General features: G+C 68.9%; 3 protein-coding genes and 3 pseudogenes. 2 read left to right on the top strand and 4 right to left on the bottom strand.

Features of this window, described 5'->3' with window-relative positions; all coding sequences use genetic code 11:
* Position 1 precedes the first annotated feature (1 nt).
* A complete protein-coding gene (locus tag ABZ883_RS13240) occupies positions 2-1,264 on the bottom strand; it encodes an IS110 family transposase (protein WP_360905715.1) in 1,263 nt (420 codons plus the stop codon).
* A gap of 318 nt (positions 1,265-1,582) precedes the next feature.
* On the opposite strand from ABZ883_RS13240, the pseudogene ABZ883_RS13235 reads away from it, so the two are divergent.
* Positions 1,583-2,121: pseudogene (locus tag ABZ883_RS13235) on the top strand (winged helix-turn-helix domain-containing protein).
* Positions 2,122-2,326: 205 nt separating this feature from the next.
* On the opposite strand, the pseudogene ABZ883_RS13230 reads toward ABZ883_RS13235, so the two are convergent.
* Positions 2,327-4,026 (bottom strand): annotated as a pseudogene (locus ABZ883_RS13230) (ISAzo13 family transposase).
* Between the two features lie 57 nt (positions 4,027-4,083).
* On the opposite strand from ABZ883_RS13230, the pseudogene ABZ883_RS13225 reads away from it, so the two are divergent.
* Positions 4,084-4,428, top strand: a pseudogene (locus tag ABZ883_RS13225) (transposase); the annotation flags it as partial.
* A gap of 126 nt (positions 4,429-4,554) precedes the next feature.
* Here ABZ883_RS13225 and ABZ883_RS13220 read toward each other — a convergent pair.
* Positions 4,555-8,274, bottom strand: a complete 3,720-nt coding sequence (locus ABZ883_RS13220; RefSeq protein ID WP_360905714.1) for a S8 family serine peptidase — start codon at positions 8,272-8,274, stop codon at positions 4,555-4,557.
* A 511-nt stretch (positions 8,275-8,785) separates the two neighbouring features.
* Positions 8,786-12,415, bottom strand: a complete 3,630-nt coding sequence (locus ABZ883_RS13215) for a S8 family serine peptidase (RefSeq protein ID WP_360905713.1) — start codon at positions 12,413-12,415, stop codon at positions 8,786-8,788.
* Between the last annotated feature and the right edge of the window lie 251 nt (positions 12,416-12,666).

The following is a 12,666-nucleotide window of genomic DNA, read 5'->3' as shown; positions in this document are numbered from 1 at the left end:
GTCAGACGGCTTCGATGGGTTCAAAGCGGAGGGTCAGGCCGAGGCTGTTGGCTTCCTTGATCATGCGGCGCATGGCGCGTTCGGGGTTGCGCTTGGCGAAGTAGTCGGCGCCCAGTTCGCGGTAGGCGACCTGGTCGTCGAGCACGTGCCAGATCGCGGTGGCGAGCTTGTGCATGACGGCGACCAGGGCGCGTTTTGCGCCGCGGCGGGAGGCGATGCGGCGGTAGAAGACGGCCAGGTAGGAGTCCTTGTTGCGGATTGCTGCCATGGCGGCGACCCCGAGCAGTCGCTTGAGGCTGGTGTTGCCGTGCCGGGTGCGCCCGGAGCGGTTCACGCCGGCGGACTCGCTCTGCCCGGGGCAGACCCCGATCCAGGAGGCGAGGTGGTGGGCGGTGGCGAACTGGGCCATGTCCCCGCCGGTCTCGGCGATGACGATCTCGGCCGCGAGGCGGCTGATGCCGGGGATGGTGTCCAGCAGGTCGAGGGCGCGCTCTTGAGCGGCCAGCAGTTCGGCGATCCGCGCATCGAACATCGCGACCGTCGCGTTGAGGTGGTCGATCTGGTCGAGGTAGTGGCGGACCATGAACGCGTGGTGGGGCGTGAAGTCCCCGTCCAGGGCCTCGACCAGTTGTGGGATCTTGGCGCGGGCCTGGCGGACGGTAAGGTCAGCCAGCCGCTCCGGGTCGCGCTCGCCAGCGACCAGCGCTTCGAGGATCGCCCGGCCCGAGACGCCCACAACGTTCGACAGGACCGAGGTCAGCTTGAAGCCGGTGTCCTCCAGCTCCTTCTCCAACCGCTGGGCCTCCGCGCCCGCGGCCCGGACGACCTCGGTCCGACGACGGGTCAGATCCCGCAGTTCCCGGACGGCGCGGGGCGGAACGAAGGAGCCCATCACCATGCCCGAGGCCCCCGCGCGGGCCAAGAACGCCGCGTCGCTTGGATCGGTCTTGCGGCCCCGGATGCCCTTCAGGTGGGAGGGGTTGACCAGCATCAGGTTCAGGTGTGGCTGCAGCAGGTAGTAGACGCTGCGCCAGTAGTCCGAGGTCGCTTCCATCACCACGACCTCGACCCGGCGTTCGACCAGCCAGGCCAGCAAGCGGCGGATCTCGGCCTGGGTAGTGCCGAACCGCTCGGTCTCCAGGCTCCACCGGCCCGCGTGCGTGGTGCTGGGGGTGCGCACGCAGCCGAGCAGGAACCGCTTGCCCAGGTCCACCCCTGCCGACCGCAGATGGATGACCTCGTCCTTCACGTCCAGCCGGGCCATAACCGGCTCCCTCCCACGCAGTGACGCATGAACGCAACGAGTGGCCCGGAGGGGTCAACGGGACGAAGCGGAGACTGACACGCGTGCTCCGGGCGCCGGTCGGCGACCCTGGCACAAACCCGTGGTTCCCTCAGCGACCCCCAAAACCATCCTGACTTACGAGCTCACCGGCATCGCAGTAGCACCGGCCTGGCCGGGACACCCGGGCCCATTTTCCCAGCCACGAGGTGATCACGTCAGTGACTCTGGGTTCCTGACTTGTAATGCGTGATGTCGTGGGGTGCTGACAGGTCGTGATCGTCGCGGTACACCACGGTCATGAGGTACGTGCAGGGTGGTGGGCTGACTGCCGAGCGGAGGGCGTTTCGCGAGCAGATCCGTCTGGATGCGGGCGAGTTGTTCGCGGTGGTTGCGGCAACGCCGAGGTGGCGAAGGTGCTGCGGGTTCATGTGCGTTCGGTGCAGCGCTGGCGGCGTGAGTGGGCGGAGCGGGGTGAAGCGGGCCTGGTCTCCAAGGGGTCGGCGTCCTTGCCCAAGCTCAGTGACGAGTTGTTCGTGAAGCTGGAGGCGGCTTTGGCGTTGGGGGCGGTGGCGCACGGCTGGTCTGACGAGCGCTGGACGCTCGCGCGGATCAGGACGCTGATCGGGCGGATGTTCCACAAGAGCTACACCGTGCCCGGGGTGTGTCTGTTGCTGCACCGGCACGGCTGGTCGCCCCAGGTCCCGGCTCGCAGGGCCGTGCAGCGCGACGACGAGGCGGTCGCGACGTGGGTGAAGGAGACCTGGCCGGCCGTGGAACCACTGCGGCGGCGCTCGGGGCCTGGACCGTCTTCGCCGACGAGGCCGGGTTCTCGATGACGCCGCACACCGCCCGCACCTGGTCCCGCACAGGCGTCACCCCGGTGATTCGGGTCAACGGCGGCAGCAGACGTCACCTGTCGGTTGCCGCTCTGTGCTGCTACAAGCCCGGCGAGCGGCCGCGGTTGGTCTTCCGGTGCACCGGTGACCGGCGGGCCGACGGCCGCAAAGGCTTCTCCTGGAAGGACTTAGGGCTCGCAGAGAATCAACACGCCGATTTGATGTCTGCGTGGGTGGGGTCGGTGGCTCGCGGCGTGAGGTAGTTCATCACGTCGGCAGGGGTGCGGAAGCGGGCTGTCGAAGCGGCGATGTGGTGGCCGTGGCGCTCGAGGAGGGGTCGGACCTCGTTGACCGCACCAGTGATGGTGCTCCTGTCGACGGCGAAGAGTCGGCCGATGAGGTCCTGGGTGCCGACTTTGCGCTGGTAGAGCACAGTGGCCAGGATCCGGTCAGCCGGGGAGAGCTTCGGCTTGGCTCCTGCTCCGGGTGCCCGGCGGCGCTCGCCGCCGCGTTGACGATACCGGCCCAGCTCGTGCTCCGCTTGCAGGGCGGGCGTCAGCTCATTGACCAGGGAATTCAGTTGGGTTCCTGTCATGCCCGTCAGCTCTGGGTCACGCAGCTGGCCGGGGGTGATGCGCTGCGCCGTCCGTCGCATCGTGGCTGTCGGCGCGTTGGCCTCGGGACCTTTGCCGGGGACTGGCTGCGGGTGCCCGGAACGCAGTGTGTAGTTCCAGTCGCCGTGGAACCGGTGGCGGTGCATGGGCAGGGCGTCGATCTCGGCGTCGGTGACCTTAATTCCGGTGTCGTAGGTGCCGGTGTCGAGTTCGGCCTCGACGCGCAACCCGGTGCCGGTGGTGGTCGCGACGATGCTGTTCACGATCACGTCGTGGCTGATCAGTGACCTGCCGCGCCAGTTCATGCTGATGTGGGAGAAGAGCCGGTGCTCCACTTTGTTCCACTTCGATGTGCCCGGCGGCATGTGGCACACGGTGATCTCCAGGCCGGTCTCCGCCGCGAATACGGCCAGTTCGGTCTTCCAGGCGCGGGTGCGGTGGCCGTTGGACCCGCCGGCGTCCGCGGTGATCAGCAGTCGGCTGGCGTGCGGGTAGTCGAGCCGGCCACGGGCCTGCCACCAGCGGCGGATCGAGGCGACCGCGAACGCCGCGGTGTCATGGTCGGTGCCGACGTTCACCCAGCCGGTGTTCGCGGCGACGTCGTAGATCCCGTACGGGATCGCTGACGGTCCAGGAAGTCGTGCGTCTTGACCTGCACCGGATCTCCCTCCGGGCGCCACTGGCGCCCGTTGGTCTTGTAGTCGCCGACCAGCTCCTTCTTCTTCGTGTCCACGCTGATCACCGGGTCGCCGCCGTCCATGTGCTGCTTGGCCTGATCGTTGACATAGCGGAACTGGGCGTCACGGTCAGGGTGTTGTGCGCCCTCAATGGTCTTGGCGCTGGCCTGGAGGCTGAACCCCTCCTCGCGCAGCAGGTCTCCCACGGTGTCCGCTCCGACCCTGTGCCCCTGGCGGGTGAGCTCGGCCGCCAGGTTCCGGGTGGACTTCGTGGTCCAGCGCAACGGCGACATCGGGTCTCCACGCTCGTCTGGCTCGACCAGGGAGAGCAGGGCCGTCCTCAACCCCGGATCCACCTCGGCCGCTTTCTTCCGTCCGCCGCCGGGCCTGCGGACCCGCCCCAAGGGCTCCGCCCCGGATTCCAGCTCGTTCACGCCTCCGCGGACCGTGGTCTCACTCACTCCAGCCGCTCGCGCGACGGCCCGGATCCCTCCATGTCCCAGGACCCGGGCCTCGGCACCCATCAACAGCCGCCGCTGCCGCTCGTCCAGATGTGGGAACAACCCTGCGAACTTCAAAGTGAGTTGACCGCGAACCTCATCAGAGATGCCCATACCACATCAACGAGCCACAGGCCCGGAAGCAACACTTTGATTCTCTGCGAGCCCTTACGCGACCTGCTCACCTCCGCCCACAGCAAGCTCGGCGGACCGATCGTGCTGGTCTGGGACAACGTCGGCCTGCACCTCAGTCGCGCGATGCGCGCCTGGACCACGGCCCGGGACTGGCTCACCGTCTTCCAGTTGCCCGCCTATGCACCGGACCTCAACCCCGTGGAAGGGATCTGGTCCAGCCTGCGACGCACCAGCCTGGCCAACATCGCCTTCGCCGACTACACGCACCTGGTCACCGCAGTCCGCCGGGGCCTGCGCCAGATCCAGTACCGGCCCACCATCATCACCGGCTGCCTCCACGGCACCGGCCTCGCCACAAGCCCCGACGACATCACGCATTAATCCTTAGTAGCCACGAGGAGCCGAAAGGAGCCAAGAAGAGCCAAGAGGTGGTTGCACGGGACGGTATGGGCCCGTCGCCCGGCGGGCCGCGGTGCGCGGCCCGCCGGGCGACGGGGTCGAGGGTGGTTACTTCAGCCCGAAGGCCCGGATGATGCTTTGGGAAACGGTGTTGCCCTGGCGGTCGCGCGCGGAGGCACGCAGGGTGGCGTACGTGCTGCGGGCGGGAGCGTGGAGCTCGGTCTCCCAGCCGTCACCGCGGTGGGTGAGGGTCGCCTTGTGCCACGTGGCGCCGTCGTCGTAGGAGAGGTCGGCCGTGACGGTGTCGATCGTCCTGGAGCTCGGTCCTCCGGGGAGATGGGAGGCGGTGACCACCAGCTTGGCGTCCCGGCGAGCCTTGCCCGCGGTGTCGATGTCGACCTTGTAGTCGAGCTGGATCAGCGGCAGGGTCGTGGTTTTGCCGGGCTCACCGGCCCCCGAGGTGAAACCCCACTCGGTCCGTGTGCTGGTGGAGTAGGGGTTCTCCCAGAAGCCCCGGGCATTCTCCGAGACGAGCTGGTAGGGAAGGCGGTCGGGGCTGAGCTCGAAGGCCTCCACAGACTCGCCATAATTCTGGTACAGCAAGGTGCTTCCCTGATACAGCGTCACCGTGTTGTCGGCCATGGGATTTTCCGAAGTGGCGCCCACGTGGTTGCCACCGGAGTCACCCCAGCCCGGGACGTCGATGTAGAAGCTGTCGTCGGTCCTCACCTCCGTCCCCGTCTGGTTGTCGAGGCGGGGACGCTGGATCGGACCGAACCAGTGAACGTCGCTGGTGGTACCCGCCTTGTAACGCGTCGCCGGGGCCCACTCCTGGACTTCGCCGGGGATCTGGGCGTACTCACGCCACTGGATGTCCTGGTCGGCGGAGACCCAGTCGGTGCGCTCACCCTGCGCCGGAGCCTCGTGGAAGAAGGAGGAGTCGATCGCGATTCCGTGCCAGACGTCCCGGCGGTAGTCGGCCGCCCTGTCCGGCTGGTAGTTGCGGAAGGAGACGTTGACGCGGGCCAGGTCGTCCTTCTCCGGCCGGTAGGTCAGGTCGGAGGGAATCGCGCCGTCGTAGTGACGGACCAAGTCGTACAGGTAATCCGTGACGCGGCTGAAGTCCAGGTGCAGCGAGGTCTTGCCGCGCTGAATCCGGGTGATGAGCTCCTCTCCCTCGTCCCGGGTGAGGGTTGCCACCGAGACCGGCGGCAGGGCGCTGAAGTACGTCACGGCGCTGGTCCAGGGCGCCAGTCGGCCTGTTCCGTCGTTGACGACCAGCAGCAGCCGGGCGCCGGCCTCCGCGGCGGCGATCGCCTGACTCTCCACCGAGACCGTGTCGTTGTGCCGCACCACGGCGATCTTGCCCTTGACCCGCAGCCCGGCGTAGTCGGCCGGATCACCCTGTCCGGCGAAGACCGCGTCGAGGGTCGTCCGTCCCTCGGGAAGCAGCCTTTCGCCGCGCTGCACCCGCAGGTCGTCGAAGCTCTGCTCGCCGGCGGACACCTTCAGCACGGGCTCCTCCTTGCGCCAGCGCGCGCCGAGGGTGAAGTCGCCCTTGGTGACCTTCTTGCCGGTGGGCAGCGCCCACATGCTGTCGTACTCAGGCGTGGTGGGTTGCAGGGTTCCGGCCGTGAACTGGTCGGCGCCGAAGGCCCGGTAGATGTCCATACGGATCTCCGAGTCGGCGGTCTCCTTCGGGACGACGGCCCTGACCTGTTGGGCGGCGGAGGCGTCCAGGGTGACCGTGCGGTTGCGGTCCAGGACGATCTCAGGAGCACTCAGTACGGCCATGCCCAGGGAGTGCGGGCCGTGCGTGCCCTGCACATCGGCCTTGAGCCACACGGCGTAGGTACCGACCGGTATCCGGAAGGTGGTCGTGCCGGACGCGTCGATCACGGACTCATCGAGGAAATTCGCTCCCGCCACGGTGAGTTCCCCGGAGAGCGGCTTGCTGCCGCGGTCCTTGGCGACGACCGAGAGGTTGTAGCGCTCGGCCTCCTTGGCGACGCCGATGAGAGTGTGGGCGACGACCTTTCCGTCGGCGCCGGTGGCGTTGATCATTCCGCTGAAATGGCTGTCCACCGGGGCACGGTCCAGGTCGGCGGTGAGCGTGACCTTGCTGGTGCCGTGAGCGGGCACCGTGACCCGGGTTGCGGACAGGGCGAACAGACCCTTGGGGGCGTCGGGGGTGTTGACCGCCAGATTGAGCGTGACCGCGGTGCCGGCGGTGTTGGTGTAGGTCACCGTCTTGTCGACCTTCTCACCGGCTTTGTACGGCCACGGGGCGTAGCCGGAATAGACGCTGCCGGTCGCGAACACCGTGGACCGCACGGCGGCCGCGACGTCCAGCCGGCCCGCGCCGGCCTCGTAGGGCGTGTACTGCGGGGTGGACTTGGTGGAGCTGATGAGGGCGTCCTTGAGCTGCTGACCGGTCCAGTCCGAGTGGGCCGCGGCCAGCAGCGCGGCGGCTCCCGCGACGTGCGGAGCGGCCATCGAGGTGCCGCTCATCGTCTGGTAGTAGCCCTCACCTTCGACCGCCTGCGAACGTGCCGCGAGCACGTCCACTCCCGGTGCGGTGATCTCCGGCTTCAGCCCGTAGTCGCCTGAGCGCGGGCCCTGGCTGGAGAAGTCGGCGAGCCGGTCGGCGGTGTCCACGGCGCCCACGGTGAGTGCGGCGTCCGCGCTGCCCGGCGCGGATACGGAGTTCGGGGCGCCGCTGTTGCCCGCCGAGATGACGAAGAGCGCGCCGGTCTCGGCGCTCAGCTCGTTGACGGCCTGACTCATCGGATCGTCGCCGCTGGACGGGCCGCTGCCGAGGCTCATGTTGATGATCTTGGCGTGCTGGTCCCGGGCAGCCCATTCCATGGCCGCCAGGATCCACGATTCCTGGCCCACGGCACTGCAGTCCCAGAAATCGCACCGCACGCCGAAGACCTTGCCGATGTGCAGCGCGGCGCCGGGGGCGACGCCCCGCTCCTTTCCACCCGAGGCTTCGCCGGTTCCGGCAATGGTGGAGGCGACGTGCGTACCGTGGCCGATGACGTCTTCGAGGGCGCTCTCGTCCGGCACGAAGCTGGCCGAGGCCGTGATGCGGTCCGCCAGGTCCGGGTGCCCGGCGTCCACGCCGGTGTCCAGCACCGCGACATCGACTCCCTTGCCGGTGTCGCCGGACGCCCACACCTCCGGGGCGCCGATCTGCGCTGTGGTGTCGGCCAGGGATGCCTCGACCTTCCCGTCCAGCCAGATCTTGGTGATGCCGTGGGAGAAGGAGGGCTGGTCGCCGCCGGTGGCGCGGGCGGCGCCGGCCCCTCCGGTGAGTTCGGACCAGAAGTCGGCGGCGCGGTCGTGACTCTCGGTCAGCGCGGCGCCGCCGATGCTGCTGAAGGTGCGAGTCTTCGCGGCCCCGACGGGAAGCGTTTGGGAGCGGGCGGCGCTGTCGTCATAGCTGACGATCAGGGGAACACGGTCGGTGTGCGCGTCGTCGTAGCCGTCCGCGAGGAGCTGCGTGACGTTGAACAGGCCCTTGTCGAGGAGCCCGGCGGAGACGTACGGCAGGGCGGAGTCCGGGTAGACGTAAGTGTCTTTTCCGGCCTTGTTGATCTGGAAATCAACGGCCTCGCCGTGCGGGCCCTTGACCTCACTGGGCGCGGTGCCGTTCGCCGCGGTGGTGAGGGTGACCTTGTCACCTGTGATGAGGGTGACAGTGCGGGGAGCGGAAGTACCCGCGGGTGCGCCGACGGGCGTCGGAGGGTTTGGCGGGGCGGCGGCACTGGCGGAAACCGGTATCAGGGCCGTCAGCGTCGTCAGGGCGACGCCGAGCGCCATCAACCCTTGTCTGACGGGGCGTGACTTACTCAAGAGAACCTCTGCAAGCGAAACAGTAGGAAGGTATGAAATGTGTAGAAGGTGGGGATGGCTGTCACTGCGCCAAGGCTCTCGTCTTCGAAGCGTGAAGAGCGGCCGTCCTGCTGTCTCAGGAAGGAACCAAGATCAGCAGGTCAGGTGGCCCAGCGAGGTCAAACATCAAGCTAAGCCGTTACCGGGGCACTGTTGTCGGCCCAGTGGATCGCCCGCACGCTCGATAGCGGCAGGACCACCGCCGCGCGGGTGAGGGCTGTGACCCGCCCTGAAGGCGAGCACCGGAAGAAGTGGCTGCCGGCCCCGGCCAGGGCAACACGAGAGGCCGGGCGAGCACCCGTCACATGCCTGTGTCAGCCACCGTCGGTCCAACATTGCCGTCCTCCCGGTGTCGGGGAGGGAGGGGGAGGGGCCGTGCGGCCCCTCCCCCGGGTTCGGCCGGCTGGCCGGACCTCAGTTCGGCCTCATCCCTCCTTCCTCACGGGTTGAGGCCGAAGGCCCGGTTGATGGTCTGAGTGATGCCGTCGCCACTGTGCTGCCCGGCGGCGGTGACCCGTAGCGAGACGTACTGCGCTGCGGACGGCGCGGTCAGGGACGCCTGCCAGGTTCCCTTCTTCTCCTTCAGTTTCTGTGCGTGCCAGGTCTTTCCGTCGTCGTAGGAGACGTCGAGCAGGAGCGAGGAGACCGTGTCCTTCGCGGTGGATCCGCCGACCACGGTGGGCGTGATGGCGATGTCCGTTCTGTGCTTCGCCCGACCCTGAAGGTCGAGGTCCGTCTCGTAGTCCAGCTGGACCAGGGGGATCGACTGCGATGCGGTGACGGCGCCGGAGGTGAAGCTCCACTCGGTGTGGGTGGTGGAGGAGTAGGGGCCGGCTGCCGGGTCGCCGGTGGTGTCGACGACCAGCCGGTACGGAAGCCTCTCCGGCGCCAGGTCGCTGGCGCCGAAGCTGGGGAAGGGGCTCTCGGAGAGCTTGCTCTCGCCCTGGTAGAGCGAGGTCATGTGTGTGGACCCTCCGCTGTGCGCGGATCCCGCATCGCTGCCCCCGCCGAGGTCGATGGCCAGCGCCCCCATCGGGAGGCGGTGCAGGCCTTCGTTGCTGAGCAGGCGTGGCCGGTTGATGGGACCGAACCAGCGGTCCTGCTGCTCGCTGCCCGGCCGGTAGGTCACGGTGTCGGCGCGCGTCGACTCCGCTCCCGCGTTGCCGAACTGCTGCCACCGGACTCCGTTGGTGGAGACCCAGTCGGTGCGCTTCCCCGCGACGACCGGAGTCAGCGGGAACGGAAGGTGCACGGCGCCCCACTGGAGCGCGGTCTCGCCCGGCCACGAGTACGGAGGATAGTCGTTCCGCCGCTCGGTGGCGGCCTGACCGGGAGGCGGCGTGAAGTCGAGGTCGATCCGGGCGAGGTCGCGGGGATCGGTGTCGGCGGAGGGATCCTCGGGCACCGCGCCGATGTGGTAGTCGGCCAGGTCGTACAGGTACTCGGGCGTGGCGTGGACCTCCACCGCCAGTTTCACCTGCTTCTTGCCGGGCTTGGAGATCTCCTTGATCAGCTCCTCGCCCTCGTCCAGGGTCACCGACGCGACCGGGACCGGCCCGGTCGTGCTGAAGTCCGGCTTGCCGTACCACAGGTCGCCCAGGCGGCCGGATTCCTTGTTGACGACCACGAGCATCGCGGCACCGGCCTGTGCGGCCGCCGCTGCCTGGTCCGTGGAGACCGCGTCGCCGAGGCGCACGACCACGGCCTTGCCGCGCGCCGACAGACCGGCGTAGTCGGCCCGCTCACCGTCGCCGGCGAAGACGGCGTCCAGGTGAGAGGTACCGTCAGGCAGCGCCTTGGTGCCGGGTTGCAGCAGCGCGTCGTCGAGGTCCTGTCCTCCGTACGACAACGTCAGCGGCGCCTGCTGCGCGCGGAACCTGGTGCCGAAGGCGAAACTGCCCTTCTTCACCTTGGTCTTGGTCGGCAGGGCCCACAGGCTGTCGTAGGCGAGCGGGGGGAACACCGCGTCGAACATGTCCTCGGCGTCCGGGTCGGGCTCGGTCGAGGAGAAGGAGCGCCAGACGTCGATCCTGGTCTGGACGACGGCGGTCGGCTTGGGTGTCGCCACCTTCACCTGCCGGGCCTTCGAGGCGTCGAGCACCACCGTGCGGTCGGACGTCAGATCGACCTCCGGCTCGACCAGCACGGCCTCCCCCAGCGAGTGGGGTCCGTGCAGGCCCTCCACGTCCGCATAGCTGCGGAGCGTGTATGTGCCGGGGATCCAGCGGCTGGTGAACGTCCCGTCCTCGGGGACGTACACACTGGTGTCGACACCATTGTCACCCGTGATGAGAACCGCACCGCTCATGGGCCGGCCGGACCGGTCCTTCAGCTTGATGGTGAGGTTGCGCTTCTCGGGTTCGACGGAGACGCCCGCAGCCGTGTGCAGGGTGACGCGGCCCGCCGGACCGCGGCCGCTCGCCACGACCTGCGCGGAGTACTGACCGGCGGCGAGCCCCTTCGGGTCCACCACCAGCTCGGTCTGCGCGGTCCCGTGCGCCGGCACGGTGACGTGGCCGGCGCCCAGCGCGAAGGCCTTGGCGGGAGAGCTGCCCGCGTCGACGGAGAGATTCAGCGTGAGGGGGCTGCCCGTGACGTTGGTGTAGGTGATCGTGCGCGAGATCGGCCGGCGGTCCGCCTTGGGCGACCAGGGGACCAGCCCCGCGTCCACCGAGCCGGTGGCGAAGGCCTCGGCGTCGTAGGCGGCGGGCAGCACCACCCGGCCGGAGCCGGCCTGGTAGGGGGTGTAGTCGGGAGTCCTCTTGCTGGTGCTCATCAAGGTGTTCTTGATGTCCTGCGCGGTCCACTTGGGATGCTTCTGCGCCAGCAGAGCGGCCGCCCCGGCGACGTGCGGCGTCGCCATGGAGGTGCCGTCGAGGAACCTGTAGTAGTCCTCGCTCCCGTCCTTGAGGTAGTGCGAGCGCGCTGCCAGCACGCCGACGCCGGGCGCGGTGATATCGGGCTTGAGAGCGTCGTCGAGCAGACGCGGCCCGGTGCTGGAGAACGAGGCGATCGTGTCGGACGAGTCCACCGCACCGACGGTGAGCGCGGCGTCCGCGGTCCCCGGCGCGCCCAGGGTGTAGGGGCCGGGCCCTCCGTTGCCCGCGGCTACGACGAAGAGTGCTCCGGTCTCGGCGCTCAACGTGTTCAGTGCCCGGCTGACCGGATCGGTCTGGCCGTGCCGGGCCGAGTCGCCGAGGCTCATGCTGATCACCTTGGCGTGCTCGGTCCGTGCCGCCCACTCCATGCCGGCGATGATCCAGGAGTCCTGCCCGTACCCCTGGTTGTTGAGGACCTTGCCGACCAGCAGATCGGCCTCGGGGGCGACTCCCCGTTCCGTGCCGCCGGACGCGGCGCCGGTCCCGGCGACGGTGGAAGCGGTGTGGGTGCCGTGCCCTTGCACGTCAGCGGTGCTCTCGCCCGGAATGAAACTGCGGGACGCCACGATGCGCTTCGCGAAGTCGGGATGCTCGGCGTCGATGCCCGTGTCGAGGACGGCCACGCGGACCCCGGCGCCGGTGCCTCCACTGGCCCAGACCGCGGGGGCACCGATCTGCGCCGTGGACTCGGCGAGGGTCGCCTTTGCCTTGCCGTCCAGCCAGACCTGGTCGACGCCGGCGGTGAAGGGGGGCGCCACCGCGGTGTCCCGCGTGCCGCTCTCCCGGTCCGTCGACTGCTCGGCCCGGTGCCGGGCCGGACCGGTGAGCGCCGACCAGAAGGCGGCAGCCTTCGACCGGTGGGTGCGGACCGCTTCGCCGTGGACGGTGGGAAGGCTCAGTGTGGTCTCGGTGCCCGGAAGCGCCGCGTCGTGCTCCTGGGTGGTCCTGCTCTTCGCTGCACCGTCCGCGAGGGTGGCTGAATCCTTGGTGTGGGTGAGGATCAGCGGGAGTTCGCTGGTGTGCTTGTCGTCGTAGCCCTGGGCTATGAGCTGGGTGACGTTGAAGAGTTCCTTGTCGAGCCGGCCGGCCGCGATGTAGGCCGTGGCCTCGTCCGGGTACACATAGGTGCTCGCGCCCTCGGTGGAGACGCGAACCGAGCCCGTCGCACCCGGTGCGCGCTTGACGCTCACCTCGGGAGCTGTCCCGGCGGCTCCCGGAGTCACCGTCACCTTGTCGCCCGTGATCAGTGTGACCGTGGCAGGTGCGTGGGCCGTGCTGTCACTCGCGGCCGTCGATGGCGCGGGCGACTCCGTGAGAGCAGCGGCACTCTGGGCCGTGACAGGCGGTATGAGAGCGACGAGAAGGGCAACGCCCAGATACATCGCATGTCTTCGGGGAGGGGAGAGCCTCACAGTAACTCCGGAGTCGATGAACAGCTGAA

The sequence above is a fragment of the Streptomyces sp. NPDC046977 genome (assembly GCF_040644455.1).
Lineage (GTDB): Bacteria > Actinomycetota > Actinomycetes > Streptomycetales > Streptomycetaceae > Actinacidiphila.
The sequence above is the reverse complement of the archived record's forward strand: the minus strand, read 5'-3'. Positions and strand labels throughout refer to the sequence as shown.

Excerpts from the sequence above, each read along its gene's own strand:
- ABZ883_RS13240 (WP_360905715.1), bottom strand. The coding sequence starts at position 1,264 with ATGGCCCGGCTGGACGTGAAGGACGAGGTCATCCATCTGCGGTCGGCA.
- ABZ883_RS13220 (WP_360905714.1), bottom strand. The coding sequence starts at position 8,274 with ATGGCGCTCGGCGTCGCCCTGACGACGCTGACGGCCCTGATACCGGTT.